General features: G+C 43.4%; 15 protein-coding genes. 13 read left to right on the top strand and 2 right to left on the bottom strand.

The features are described from left to right. Window positions 1-151 precede the first annotated feature (151 nt). The 13 genes from fabT to FFM57_RS01450 all read left to right on the top strand — a co-directional run bounded on the left by fabT (window position 152) and on the right by FFM57_RS01450 (window position 10722). Entirely contained in the window at window positions 152-592 is a 441-nt protein-coding gene (gene fabT / locus FFM57_RS01510) for a fatty acid biosynthesis transcriptional regulator FabT (RefSeq protein ID WP_137598759.1), read from the top strand. A gap of 10 nt (window positions 593-602) precedes the next feature. Continuing rightward, entirely contained in the window at window positions 603-1529 is a 927-nt protein-coding gene (locus tag FFM57_RS01505) for a beta-ketoacyl-ACP synthase III (RefSeq protein WP_137598758.1), read from the top strand. A gap of 35 nt (window positions 1530-1564) precedes the next feature. Next, window positions 1565-1795, top strand: a complete 231-nt coding sequence (locus FFM57_RS01500) for an acyl carrier protein (RefSeq protein ID WP_137598757.1) — start codon at window positions 1565-1567, stop codon at window positions 1793-1795. 22 nt (window positions 1796-1817) lie between these two features. Further along, window positions 1818-2768: an enoyl-[acyl-carrier-protein] reductase FabK gene (gene fabK, locus FFM57_RS01495; RefSeq protein WP_137598756.1), complete on the top strand. Its 951-nt coding sequence runs from the start codon at window positions 1818-1820 to the stop codon at window positions 2766-2768. After that, the gene (locus FFM57_RS01490) at window positions 2765-3691 is read left to right on the top strand and encodes an ACP S-malonyltransferase (RefSeq protein ID WP_137598755.1); all 927 of its coding nucleotides are present in this window, start codon (window positions 2765-2767) and stop codon (window positions 3689-3691) included. Before fabK ends, FFM57_RS01490 begins: the two co-directional genes overlap by 4 nt. Beyond that, window positions 3684-4421, top strand: a complete 738-nt coding sequence (fabG, locus tag FFM57_RS01485; protein ID WP_137598754.1) for a 3-oxoacyl-[acyl-carrier-protein] reductase — start codon at window positions 3684-3686, stop codon at window positions 4419-4421. The genes FFM57_RS01490 and fabG overlap by 8 nt, the downstream gene beginning before the upstream one ends. Window positions 4422-4431: 10 nt before the next feature. Continuing rightward, window positions 4432-5655: a beta-ketoacyl-ACP synthase II gene (fabF, locus tag FFM57_RS01480; protein WP_137598753.1), complete on the top strand. Its 1224-nt coding sequence runs from the start codon at window positions 4432-4434 to the stop codon at window positions 5653-5655. A 3-nt stretch (window positions 5656-5658) separates the two neighbouring features. Continuing rightward, window positions 5659-6123, top strand: coding sequence for an acetyl-CoA carboxylase biotin carboxyl carrier protein (gene accB / locus FFM57_RS01475; RefSeq protein ID WP_137598752.1), 465 nt, complete (start codon window positions 5659-5661; stop codon window positions 6121-6123). Between the two features lie 6 nt (window positions 6124-6129). Next, window positions 6130-6546, top strand: a complete 417-nt coding sequence (gene fabZ / locus FFM57_RS01470) for a 3-hydroxyacyl-ACP dehydratase FabZ (protein ID WP_137598825.1) — start codon at window positions 6130-6132, stop codon at window positions 6544-6546. An 11-nt stretch (window positions 6547-6557) separates the two neighbouring features. Then, window positions 6558-7913: an acetyl-CoA carboxylase biotin carboxylase subunit gene (accC, locus tag FFM57_RS01465; protein WP_137598751.1), complete on the top strand. Its 1356-nt coding sequence runs from the start codon at window positions 6558-6560 to the stop codon at window positions 7911-7913. Between the two features lie 17 nt (window positions 7914-7930). After that, the gene (gene accD / locus FFM57_RS01460; protein ID WP_137598750.1) at window positions 7931-8809 is read left to right on the top strand and encodes an acetyl-CoA carboxylase, carboxyltransferase subunit beta; all 879 of its coding nucleotides are present in this window, start codon (window positions 7931-7933) and stop codon (window positions 8807-8809) included. Further along, complete coding sequence (gene accA / locus FFM57_RS01455) at window positions 8802-9593, top strand: acetyl-CoA carboxylase carboxyl transferase subunit alpha (RefSeq protein WP_137598749.1); 792 nt, start codon at window positions 8802-8804, stop codon at window positions 9591-9593. The genes accD and accA overlap by 8 nt, the downstream gene beginning before the upstream one ends. A 358-nt stretch (window positions 9594-9951) precedes the next feature. Then, window positions 9952-10722, top strand: a complete 771-nt coding sequence (locus tag FFM57_RS01450) for a hypothetical protein (RefSeq protein WP_137598748.1) — start codon at window positions 9952-9954, stop codon at window positions 10720-10722. Window positions 10723-10842: 120 nt separating this feature from the next. Here FFM57_RS01450 and FFM57_RS01445 read toward each other — a convergent pair whose 3' ends face one another. Together FFM57_RS01445 and FFM57_RS01440 are read right to left on the bottom strand one after the other, a co-directional pair. Further along, the gene (locus FFM57_RS01445; RefSeq protein WP_170999845.1) at window positions 10843-12210 is read right to left on the bottom strand and encodes an aspartate ammonia-lyase; all 1368 of its coding nucleotides are present in this window, start codon (window positions 12208-12210) and stop codon (window positions 10843-10845) included. Window positions 12211-12454: 244 nt separating this feature from the next. Next, the gene (locus tag FFM57_RS01440) at window positions 12455-12916 is read right to left on the bottom strand and encodes a GNAT family N-acetyltransferase (RefSeq protein ID WP_170999844.1); all 462 of its coding nucleotides are present in this window, start codon (window positions 12914-12916) and stop codon (window positions 12455-12457) included. Between the last annotated feature and the right edge of the window lie 113 nt (window positions 12917-13029).

The raw sequence follows: 13029 nt of genomic DNA, 5'->3' as shown, positions 1-13029 counted from the left end.
GCGATAAACCTTGTTGTGGCAAGCTTTGTTATTAATTTTACAAATTCATGAAAAAAATTTAATAAAAAATGACTTGCTTTTTAAGCAGGAAAGCCGTATATTTTGAACATCAAATAGTTTGATAATCAAAATAAATTCGGAGGTGAGGCCTGTGGACGAGCGAGTGGACGTCATCAATCAGTACTTGGTAACGGTCTTTAATGATATTTTGACCATCGAAGAGTCGGAATTAAAAAAATCCACCTTCAATGACCTTTCCATTAAGGAAATGCACACCATTGAAGCCATTGGCATGTATCACAAAAAAACGACTTCAGAAGTTGCCAAGGAACTGGCGGTGACGACCGGGACCTTAACCGTGGCGGTAAATCATTTAGTCCGTAAAGGATATGTGGAGCGCTTGCGTTCAGAAGATGACCGTCGGGTTGTAAAACTTGGCCTAACAAAAAAAGGTAAACTCGTTTTCCGCGTTCATCAACATTTTCATAAAAAAATGGTGCAAAGCATTTTGCAAGATATGAACGGCCAGCAAGAAGATGCTTTGATTTCCGCTTTAGGAAAACTTCATAGCTTCTTGCAAGAATTCAAGTGAGGGGGCCTTTATGACACGGATTGTCAAAACAGCCAGCTACTTGCCGAAAAAAGTGGTAACCAATTTCGATTTGGCGCAAACCTTAACCACCAGTGATGAATGGATCGTCAGTCGTACGGGGATTAAAGAGCGCCGCATTGCTGAAAGTACCACCAGTCAACTAGCCTTAAAAGTAGCTGAACAATTAGTGACGCCAGAGCTGGCCAAAGAGTTGGACTTCATTATTGTCGCCACCTTTACCCCGGAAGAAGGTACGCCTAGTGTGGCCTGTAAAGTCCAAGGGGCCTTGGGAGCGACTAAAGCCCTAGCCTTTGATTTAAATGCTGCTTGTTCCGGCTTTGTCTACGCTTTAAGCGTGGCGAATGCTTTATTACAAGGGCAGTATCACAAGGGGCTAGTGATTGGTGCGGAAGTCATTTCAAAAATTGTCGATTGGCAAGATCGGACTACGGCCATTTTATTTGGCGATGGGGCCGGCGGTGTACTTCTTGAAAAGAGTGCTACGCAACAATTTCACGGTGAAGTGTTAGGTGCTGACGGCATGCGGGGGGCAAAATTAACCGCGGGCTTTTGGGGTACGGAGCAAAAGCTGACGATGGATGGCCGGGCAATCTTTGATTTTGTAATGCACGAGGTCAAGAATAATTTAAAAGAATTAGCGGCAAAGACCGCTTGTCCCTTAGAAAAAGTTGACTACTTTTTATTGCATCAAGCCAACCAACGGCTCTTAGATCAATTAGCTAAAAAGTTACAACTGCCACCGGGAAAATTTCTTTCCAACTTGGCACAAACCGGTAACACTTCGGCCGCTAGCATTCCTATTTTGTTAGATCAAGCCGTTGCCTGCGGTACTTTACAGTTAGGTTCAAAACAAAAAGTTATTTTCACTGGCTTTGGCGCTGGGCTAACTTATGGCTCCGTCTTAGTCACTTTATAAAAAATAAAAATGGAAAATTAAAGGAGCAAAACATCATGACATTTGAAAAAATCCAAGGCATTATCGTTGAAGAATTAGGAAAAGACGCTGAAGAAGTACAATTAACTACCAACATTCAAGAAGAATTAGATGCTGATTCTTTAGATTTATTCCAAATCATCAACGAAATCGAAGATGCGTTTGACGTAAAAATCGAATCTGAAGAAAATATTCAAACGGTCGCCGACTTAGTAAACTTCGTCGACCAACAATTAGCTGAAAAATAAAAAAGGCAGACAGGAGTTTTCGATGGAGACAAAAGTTACCCGCTTATTAGGCATCGAAAAACCCCTCTTCCAAGGCGGCATGGCGTGGGTGGCAGAAGCTACCCTCGCCAGTGCAGTTTCTAACGCCGGAGGATTGGGAATTATCGGTGCCGGTAACGCCCCCCGTGACGTGGTGGCGCAAAATATTTCCCGCGTGCGGAAGTTAACTAGCAAACCTTTTGGGGTCAATGTGATGCTTTTAAGCCCCTTTGCCCCAGATATTATTGATTTAGTGATTGAAGAAAAAGTTCCCGTCGTCACTACCGGTGCTGGGAATCCAGCTCCTTACATGGAACGCTTAAAAGCCGCCGGAATTAAAGTCATTCCTGTTGTTCCTTCAGTTGCCCTAGCGAAACGGATGGAAAAAATTGGCGCTGACGCCGTAATTGCAGAAGGGATGGAAGCTGGCGGTCATATTGGTAAACTGACAACGATGGCGATGGTGCCGCAAATTGCAGATGCTGTGACGATTCCTGTCATTGCCGCTGGTGGGATTGCCGATGGCCGTGGTTTTGCCGCTGCTTTAATGCTGGGAGCTAGTGCCGTGCAAGTAGGTACCGCCTTTTTAGTTGCTGAAGAGTGCCAAGTACACGAAAACTATAAGGCTAAAGTGTTAAAAGCGCGGGACATTGATACGGTGATTACTTGTCAATTTTTTGGCCATCCGGTGCGGGGTCTAAAAAATAAATTGACAACAGAATACATTCAACAAGAAAAAGACGAATTAAGAAAAGAAAGTCCTGATGCCGACGCTTTAGAAAATCTCGGCGTAGGTGCTTTACGGCGCGCAGTTCAAGATGGTGATTTAGCAACGGGGGCGTTTATGTCTGGGCAAATTGCCGGTCTCGTGAAAGAAAAAGCCAGCTGCCAAGAAATAATCGCCAGTATTGTCGACCAAGGAGTAGCCTTATTGCAAGGAGGCTTTAGCGCATGAGTTTAGCTTTATTATTTCCCGGTCAAGGGGCACAAAAAGTTGGTCTGGGTAAAGATTTTTATCATGAAGCTCGCTATCGTCAAACCTTTGAAGAAGCTAGCGACCTATTAGGTTACGACTTATATGACGTGTGCCAGACAGAAAAAATTAACGAGACCCAGTACACACAAGTTGCTTTGTTTACGGCGAGCCTCGCTACCTTAAAACTTTTATCCTTACCTGAAGTTGCTGTGGGTTGCGGCTTAAGTCTTGGGGAATACACGGCAGTTGCCGCTAGCCAAGCACTTTCTTTTGCCGAATTTTTACCCGTCGTACAAATGCGGGGACAATTAATGCAAGCGCAAGCTGAAAAAGTTCCCGGCACGATGGTGGCGGTTTTAGGAGCAGACCTGGCAACGATTGCTGCGGCGTGTGAAAAAGTACAGGCGGAAACCAAAGGAATTGTCCAACCGTGTAACTTTAATACCACCAGTCAAGTAGTCATTGGTGGGGAAAAAGCAGCGGTGGAGCTAGCCGTGGCGGAATTAAAAGCGCAGGGAATTAAAAAGTTAATACCCTTAACAGTTAGCGGTGCTTTCCATAGCCCGTTATTCCAAACAGTGGCCGACACCATGGCGGAAAAATTACAAACCTTGTCTTTTAACGCAGGTCGTTTTCCAATCTTGAGTAACGCTAGTGGTCAAGTGACCACCCCATCGACAATGGCCCAACAACTAGCTAAACAGATTGCCGCCCCAGTACAAATGGTGACAATGTGTCAAACTCTCGCTGATTTAGGCGTTACCCATACTTTAGAAGTTGGCTGTGGTCAGGTGGTCTCTGGTCTGGTGAAAAAAAACCAAAAAGCCATCCAGACTTTAGCTGTCGATGATCCTAAAAGTTTAACTTTAGCCCAAGAGAAATTGGAGGAATACTATGCTTAAAGACCAAGTCGTCTTTGTGACGGGTTCCAGTCGCGGTATCGGGAAAGGTATCGCCGAAGAGTTTGCCAAAGCCGGTTATCATGTGGTCCTTCATGGCCGCCGTCCGGTAGATGCAGCTTTTTTACAGTATTTAACTAGCACGTATCAAGTGGAGGCCCTAGCTACTATTGGCGACATCGCCCAGATGGCCGACTGTCAACGAATGAAAGAAGAAGTCTGTGCCAAGTTTGGTAAAATTGATATTCTCGTCAACAATGCGGGGATGACTAATGATAATTTAATGCTGCGCATGACCGAAGCTGATTTTCGCAGTTGCTTAGATACAAATCTGGTAGGGACTTTTAATATGACGAAAGTCTTTTTAAAAGATTTTATGAAAAAACGTGGCGGAGCCATTATTAATATGGCCAGTGTTTCCGGCGTGATTGGTAACGTGGGACAAACGAATTATGCAGCCTCTAAAGCCGGCATTATTGGGTTGACGAAATCTTTAGCGCGGGAATTAGCTCCGCGTAATATTACGTGTAACGCGATTGCCCCTGGGTTTATTGCGACGGAGATGACCGAGGTCTTAAGTGCCGACATTAAAGAACAAGCTAAACAACAAATTCCTTTAAAAAAATTTGGTCAACCAGCAGATATTGCCAAAGGGGTTTTATTTTTAGCCCAAAGTCCTTACGTAACAGGACAAGTTTTACATATTGATGGTGGCATGGTGATGCAAGGATAGGAGGGGTCAGATGGAACGAGTAGTGATTACCGGCTACGGGGTGGTTTCCCCGGTGGGCTGTGAAGTCGCCGATTTTTTTAATAATATTGTCGCGGGTAAAAACGGTATTGGGCCGATTACCGCTTTTGATGCCAGTGAGACCGGCGTAACCTTAGCCGCTGAAGTAAAAGATTTTCCTTTTGAGCGTTATTTTCAAAAGAAAGATGCCAAACGGATGGATCGCTTCTCTTTGTTTGGCGTCTATGCCGCCAATGAAGCTTTAAAAGATAGCGGTCTTAAGATGGAAGAAGTGAATCCTGACCGGGTCGGGGTCATTGTTGGCTCTGGCGTGGGTGGTTTACAAACCATTCAAGACCAAGTCATTAAAATGCATGAAAAAGGACCGAATCGGGTGGCTCCTTTATTTGTACCCATGACGATTGTTAATATGGCCGCCGGCAATATCGCCTTGAGTATCGGGGCTAAAGGAACCTGTGAAGCCATCGTCACGGCGTGTGCCAGCGGGACTCATAGTATTGGCGAGGCTTTTCGCAGCATTAAACATGGTTACCAAGATGTGATTTTTGCCGGCGGTGCTGAGGCGAGTATTAATCAAATTGGTGTGGCGGGTTTTAATAATTTAACCGCCCTTTCCCGTAATACGGATGCCAATAGTGCCTCCATTCCCTTTGATGAAAAACGCAATGGTTTTGTGATGGGGGAAGGTGCCGGAATTGTGGTGGTGGAAAGTTTATCCCACGCTCAAAAACGCGGCGCTAAAATTCTCGCCGAAGTAGTGGGCTTTGGTTCCACTTGTGATGCCTATCATATGACTGCTCCTGATGCCCAAGGGACGGGTGCAAAAAAGGCGATGCGCCAGGCCATTGAAGAAGCCGGGATTGCTCCAGGTGCGGTGCAATACATTAACGCTCATGGCACATCCACAAAAGCCAATGATGCCGCCGAAAGTTTGGCGATTGCTGAAGTTTTTGGTAGCACGCCTTACGTTTCTTCTACTAAATCCATGACTGGCCACTTATTAGGAGCCGCTGGTGGGGTGGAAGCAATTATTACCATTGAAAGTTTGCGGCAGCAAGTAATACCCGCCACTATTAACACCCATGAACCCATGGCTGTTCCTTTCCATTTGGTCGTAGGAAAAAGTCAGCCGGCTAACTTAAAGTATGCCATCTCTAATTCTTTCGGTTTTGGTGGGCATAATGGGGTTGTCGCTTTTAAACGTTGGGAGGACTAACTTTTGGAAATCAATGAATTAAAAGATTTACTAGCGCAATTTGATGCGTCTAGTTTAAAAGAATTACAGTTTGAAACAGGTAGCGTCAAAGTGGCCTTTAGTAAAAATAATCAAGCGCTAGGAAACGCAGGAGCGCCGATAGTGGTAGCTAGTGAGAATAAGGTAACGCCAGCACCAGCAGTTGTGGTGGAAGAAACGGTGACGCTACCGGAAACACCAATTGTCAGTGGCACCTTAGTAAAATCACCTTTAGTGGGGACCTTTTATTTAAAACCCGGACCTGATGAAGAGGACTTTATTACCGTGGGGCAAAGAATCACTCAAGGACAAACCCTCTGTATCATTGAAGCCATGAAAGTCATGAACGAAATTCCGGCGCCCGTCAGTGGGGTTGTGAAAAAAATTCTAGCGACACCTACTGGCATGGTAGAGTTTGACCAAGCGCTAGTGGAAATTCAGGAGGACTAGTCCATGATGGATATTCAAGCAATTATGCAAATTTTACCGCATCGCCCGCCTTTTTTATTGTTAGATCGGGTAACGGAAATCACTGCTGAAAAAGTTGTAGCCTTAAAAAACGTCACCATGAATGAACCTTTTTTTGTGGGCCATTTTCCAGGTGAGCCGGTGATGCCTGGCGTGTTAATCGTCGAGGCTTTGGCCCAAGCAGGCGCAGTGGTCTTATTAAGTAAGCCCGAATTCAAAGGCCAGACTGCTTATTTTGGCGGCTTAGATAAAGTGCGCTTTAAACAAAAAGTAGTCCCTGGTGATCAATTAGTCCTAGAAGTTACCTTGAAAAAACTCGTGAAAAACGTGGGGCAAGCGGTAGGCGTTGCCAAGGTGCAAGGGCGGGTTGTCGCCCAGTGTGAAATGACCTTTGCTTGCAGCTAGGAGGAAAAAAGATGAAAGTATTAATTGCCAATCGTGGCGAAATTGCGGTGCGGATTATTCGCGCTTGCCAAGAGCTGGCTATTCCCACTGTGGCGGTTTACTCCACTTGTGACCGGGAAAGCTTACACACCCAACTAGCGGATGAAGCAGTCTGCATCGGTAATGGTCCTAGCAGCGAATCTTATTTAAATATTACAGCTATTTTATCGGCGGCGATGGTCACCCACGCTACGGCGATTCATCCTGGGTTTGGTTTTCTTTCGGAAAATACGCATTTTGCTAAAGCGTGTGGGGAATGTGGCCTGACTTTTATTGGCCCGACACCAGAAACAATTCAAACGATGGGGGATAAAATTGCCGCCCGGACGAAAATGAATAGTTTAAAGGTGCCAGTGATTCCTGGAAGTGCCGGGATGCTGCAAGATTACCATGAGGCGGAAACCGTCGCTAAAAAAGTCGGCTATCCGGTAATGTTGAAAGCCGCGGCTGGCGGTGGTGGCAAAGGAATGCGAAAAGTTACTTGTCCCGAAGATTTAAAAGCCCATTTTCAAGCTGCCGAAAAAGAAGCCCAGGCGGCCTTTGGTAATGGGAGTTTATACTTAGAAAAAATTATTTATCCGGCAAAACACATTGAAGTACAAGTTTTAGGGGATGGCACAGGGCAGGTTTTGCACTTTGGGGAACGGGATTGTTCCTTACAACGTCGCCACCAAAAAGTGTTAGAAGAAGCCCCAGCTAGTTCCTTAAAGCAAAGTACGCGGGAAAAAATTCGACAGCTGGCCGTCCAAGCAGCCAGTGGCGTAAACTACTTAAGCTGTGGAACCATCGAATTTTTAGTGGACAATCATGAAAATATTTATTTTATGGAAATGAACACGCGGATTCAAGTGGAACATCCCATTACGGAAATGATTACTGGCGTGGATTTAGTGAAGCAACAATTACGTTTAGCGCAAGGGCAACCTTTAAACTTAACGCAAGCCGCAATTACTTTTAGCGGTCACGCCATTGAATGTCGGATTAATGCGGAAAATCCGCGCCAGAATTTTATGCCTAACGCCGGCACCATTACGGAATTATTTTTACCCCAAGGCACGTTAGGCTTGCGGGTCGATAGCGGTATTTATCAAGGCTATACCTTGCCAAGTTTCTACGATTCTATGATTGCTAAAATTATTGCCTATGCCCCAACGCGGGAAGAAGCGATTATGAAGATGCAGCGGGCGTTAAATGAGTTGGTAGTGGAAGGGGTCCACACAAATCAAGAGTTACATCAAGATTTAATTACCGACCCTAGCTTTGTGGAAAATCAATATGACACAGCCTTTTTGGAAGAAAACTTTTTACCCAATTGGTTGAATAATTAAGAAAGGAGGCGTTGTGCATGGTGTTTTTCAAAAAAAAGCGACCGTATATCCGCATTACTCCTCCCCAAGATTTACATCTGCCGGAAAAAGATGTGGTACCAGCGATTCCTGATGATTTATTTCAAAAGTGTCCAGCCTGTGAACAAATTTTTCACAAGGACCATTTGACGGCTTTAAAAGAGTGTCCTTATTGTCATTACGGCTATCGCCTTTCTAGTTTTGAACGCTTACGGCTACTAGTAGACGAGAAAAGTTTTACGGAATGGGACCAGGAAGTTGTGACCCAAAATCCTTTAGACTTTCCCCAGTATCCGGAAAAAATTCAACAGCTCCAAGCTAAAACGAAATTAAAAGATGCGATTGTAACCGGGGTGGGGCGCCTGGAGGGTTTAACCGTGGCCCTCGGCGTAATGGACACCCGTTTTATGATGGGGAGCATGGGCCAAGCCGTGGGGGAAAAAATTACCCGCCTCTTTGAAAAAGCTTTGGCGCAAAAATTGCCAGTCGTTCTATACTGTGCTTCTGGTGGGGCCCGCATGCAAGAAGGAATCTTATCTTTAATGCAAATGGCCAAAATTTCGGCGGCGGTGAAACGCCATAGTAACGCCGGTCTCCTTTACATTGCTTTTTTGACGGATCCTACCACCGGTGGCGTTACCGCTAGTTTTGCCATGGAAGGGGATTTAATTTTGGCTGAGCCCGGCGCTTTAATTGGTTTTGCTGGTCCCCGGGTGATTCAACAAACGATTCAACAAGAATTGCCGCCAGGTTTTCAAAAAGCTGAATTTTTAATGGAACATGGTTTTATCGACCAAATTATTCCCCGTAGTCAGCAAAAGGAACGTTTAGCTTTATTGTTACGGCTGCACGGTGTAACGGAGGTGGCCCATGGTTAAAGTAGATAGTGGTGAACTTTTAAAAAAAGCACGGGCGGCCACCAAGACGACAAGTCGCGCCTACTTCGCGAGTATTTTTCGTGATTTCCAAGAGCTTCACGGTGATCGCCTTTTTGCTGATGATCAAGCTGTAACCGGCGGCTTAGCTTTTTTAGGGGAACAAGCAGTGACCGTGATTGGTTTACAAAAAGGCCGCAACCTCAAAGAAAATTTGCAAACCAACTTTGGTCAAGCTCACCCAGAAGGTTACCGTAAAGCCTTACGTTTAATGCGTCAGGCAGAAAAGTTTCAGCGTCCGATTATTACCTTCATTAATACGGCGGGCGCTTATTGTGGGATTGGCGCTGAAGAACGGGGACAAGGCAGTGCGATTGCTGAAAATTTAATGTTTCTTAGCGATTGTCGCGTGCCGGTAATCGCGATTATCATTGGCGAGGGTGGTTCTGGTGGTGCTTTGGCTTTAGCTTTAGCCGATGAAGTCTGGATGCTGGAGCATACTTTTTATGCGATTTTATCGCCGGAAGGTTTTGCGTCTATCTTATGGAAGGATGCTAGCCTAGCTAAAAAAGCCGCCGAAGTCATGAAAATTTCGCCACAAGAACTTTTACAATTAGGTGTTTGTGAGCGGATTATTCCCGAGACGGATGCTAAAGGTGCCGCTTTATCCGAAAAGCTTATCGCGCAACGCTTGCAAAATGACTTAAGCGCCAAGCTTACGCAACTACAAAGCCAATCAACGGCCGAATTGTTAGCGAACCGTTATCAACGTTTCCGCAAATTTTAAAAAAGCAACGATGGAGAATTGTCTGGAACAATTTCTCTCTCGTTGCTTTTTCGCAATTTATTTAAAACGTTTAGGAAGAAATGATTTTTTTTACTAAGGACTTTCATTGACCCATGGTATAGCTTTTATTATAATTATGGCGATAGGTTGTCAATAAAATACTGACGCCAAAAAAGAAAAAAATTCCTTTTTACGTTGCATCATCCAAGGAAAATCCTTAACGTTTCTTACAAATGGATTACGAAGAAGTCATGAGCTTTTTTAATCGCCAATTTTTGCGCTAGTTGTAATGGAATCTTAAAACATTTTCAGTCAGTTTTACAGTAAAATAAAGAAGAAGGGGAAAGGGGGAAAAGCGGTGCCAGCATCTGTGTATGTTCATTTAGATACGACGAGTAATAGTCTGGTGACCAAAGGCATTTCCCACACCGACTTTTATCAGAGTCTCACCCATCGGCCAGAAAATCTTTTGCTCTTAAATCCGGCCGCCGAAGCAGGAAACTTTGATCCCCATACCGGCCTAAAGGTAATTGAAGGCGCAGTGAACGTGGAGGATTATTTAAAAAATTTGCAGCGCCGCAAAGATAAATCAACAGTAGAATGGGTAGATTTTTCCGACAGTAACATGTTAAAAGAATTAACGCCCCAAGAAATTGCTGAGTTGTTGTATTTTGGACATATGAAAGTCCATTTGCGCTCGCCATTCTTTTACAAATTACAAAATAATTTTGCTTACTTTGAATTGGGGGAAGACGAGTATAATCGCGTCTTTTATCGCTATCTAGATGAGTTCTACCGCATTTTAGGGGATAAGCTAGTGCAGGTTACCTTAGTGCGGATTAACGACCGTAAGAGCTTCTTTAAGCGCAATCTACCTGTCGCTAAAATTCCTAACGAATTATTACGGCAATTGAAAACCTATTTACTGGAGGGCGTGGTCTTTTGCTGTTCACAAACAGAAGTTGTGAATAAAGAGTACCGCATCCCACTTTATATCGTGGAAGATCGCATCTTTAAGACCGAAGAGAATCGCTTTAAAAAAGAAACCGCCGTCGCCGCTTTAGTCTATCATACTGGCAAACGGACGTGGCATTTTGAAGAAGAAATGGATTTTGATTTGAGCATTTAAAAAGCTAAAGGAAGCAACGCCCGAGTTAGGCGCGACTTTCTTTAGCTTTTATTTTTTGGTCTCAATTGAGAAAAGAATTTTCGGTTGGCACAGTGCAGGGGTAACCCACAGGGAAGACCTTTAGCTAATTTTTTTGCGCAAGGCTTCAATTTTTGTGCCTGATAAGAGATTTTCTTCTTGGAGTAAATCGAATACGGAAACTTTTTTAGCTAATGCTTCTTTGACGATGCGACTAGCCGTTTCATACCCAATTAAAGGTGTTAGCTGAGTAATCGTTCCAGTACTTTGATAGACATCTTGTGTACATTTTTCCTGATTAGGCATGATTCCTTGGATACATTTTTGTCCCAGTGTCTGACAACCTGCTGTTAGTAGCTGGCAACTTTCAAATAAATTTGCAAAAATAATAGGTTCAAACGCATTTAATTCCAATTGTCCTGCTTCGCACGCTAACGAAATCGTAAGATCATTTCCCATCACTTGAAAGACAATTTGGTTGACTACCTCAGGAATTACCGGATTAACTTTTCCTGGCATAATCGACGAACCAGCTTGGACGGCAGGAAGCATTAATTCGCAAAAGCCACTACGCGGACCACTGGAAAGTAAACGGAGGTCGTTTGCCAATTTTCCTAAAGTAATAGCTAAAGTCTTCAAAGCACTGGAAACAGCTGCTAGACTGTCAATATGTTGAGTAGCGTCAATCAAATCTTCTGCCGGAGCAAGCTTATCTTCATAGTCTTGTTGCAAATACTCATAAAGGGCCTTTTGATAAGCGGGACTAGCGTTAAGACAGTTACCAATAGCAGTTCCTCCTAGATTTAAAAGACAGAGTTCTTTTTTGACGCCAGTCAGTCGCGTTAAACAACGTGTTAAAGCGCTAGCGTAAGCTTGGAAAGAAGCGCCTAAAGTTGTAGGAACGGCTTCTTGTAGTTGGGTGCGCCCCATCTTTTTAATGTGACTCCATTGTCGTCCTTTATCGTTCAATAGGTCTTTTAAGTCTTTAACGGCTGTAATTACTTCTTCTAAGTAAATTAAAGTTGTTAATTTGCCACCGCTAGGATAAACATCATTGGTAGATTGGCTGCGATTAACGTCATCTAAAGGATGTAAATATTGATATTCACCAGTTTTTTTTCCTAAATACTGTAAAGCTACATTAGTAATTACTTCATTAACGTTCATATTCGTCGTCGTACCCGCCCCGCCTTGAAGACGATCGGTGATAAACGCGTCATCATATTTTCCTGTTAAAATTTCATTGCAGGCGTGTTCAATCGCTTGGTATTTTATCGTGGTTAATACACCAGTTTGATAATTGGCATAGGCAGCAGCTCTTTTGATTTTAACGATTTGATAAATAAAACGGCGATCCACGTTTTGCTGGCTCATTTGAAAATTTTCAGCACCTCGCAAGGTTTGGATGCCATATAAAGCTGTGGCAGGGATTTCTTTTACTCCTAGAGAGTCTTTTTCTGTGCGGTTCATCAGACCAACACCTTTCCTTTGGTATATGTGATAAAATATCACATGATATCCCTTTTAACCAGTGGAGAAGGGCAGTTCTTTGTTAAACAATGCTTTTTTGCTTTTTCTTGTATATTTGTAAATAATTTTCTGAAAAAACTTTTTTTGTGTAAGACAGAATTTTTTAACCGAAATAATTAAAAAGCGAAAGGAAGCTGCGACTAAGTTAGTCAACTTGCCTTTCGTTTTTATTGTTTGAGGTGTTCTAAATGATTTTTTCAAATTTAACTTCATCTAAATCTTTCGTAATAGGTTCTTCACCGTAAACTGTATAGCCAGCGGTTTGATAAAAATGCATTAAATGTGCTTCTTGTTTTAATGTTCCAAGGTACCAACGATGAATGGTGGGAAATTCTTTTTCAAGCAGGCGCAGTGCGGCGCAACCTAATTGCTGATTTTGAAATTCCTGTGCGATAAATAAAGGACCGATTTTAGCTTCATTATTAACTATTATCAATTTCGCGCCGCCTATGGGTACATCTTGATGATAAAAAAGAATATGAATTCGTCCAGGCAAGTTAAAACGTTCCTGCAAGAACGCTAAAGATTGCGCACCAGGATTAGACTCGGTATCTTGATATTTAGCATATAATTGCGCAAAAGCATTAATTTGTAATTGATGATAGATGGATAATTCTTCAATGTTGATGACTTTAAGTTTAAGCAAGGCAAGGCAGCTCCTTTTCGCTAGATTGTTCTCAGTTACTGGAAGACAGTTACTGGAAGAGTTTAATTTTTTGGCGCAAACGATATTTTTTATCAGCGGATGATTTTTTCACC

The organism is Enterococcus nangangensis (genome assembly GCF_005405245.1).
Taxonomy (GTDB): Bacteria; Bacillota; Bacilli; order Lactobacillales; family Enterococcaceae; genus Enterococcus_J; species Enterococcus_J nangangensis.
The sequence above is the reverse complement of the archived record's forward strand: the minus strand, read 5'-3'. Positions and strand labels throughout refer to the sequence as shown.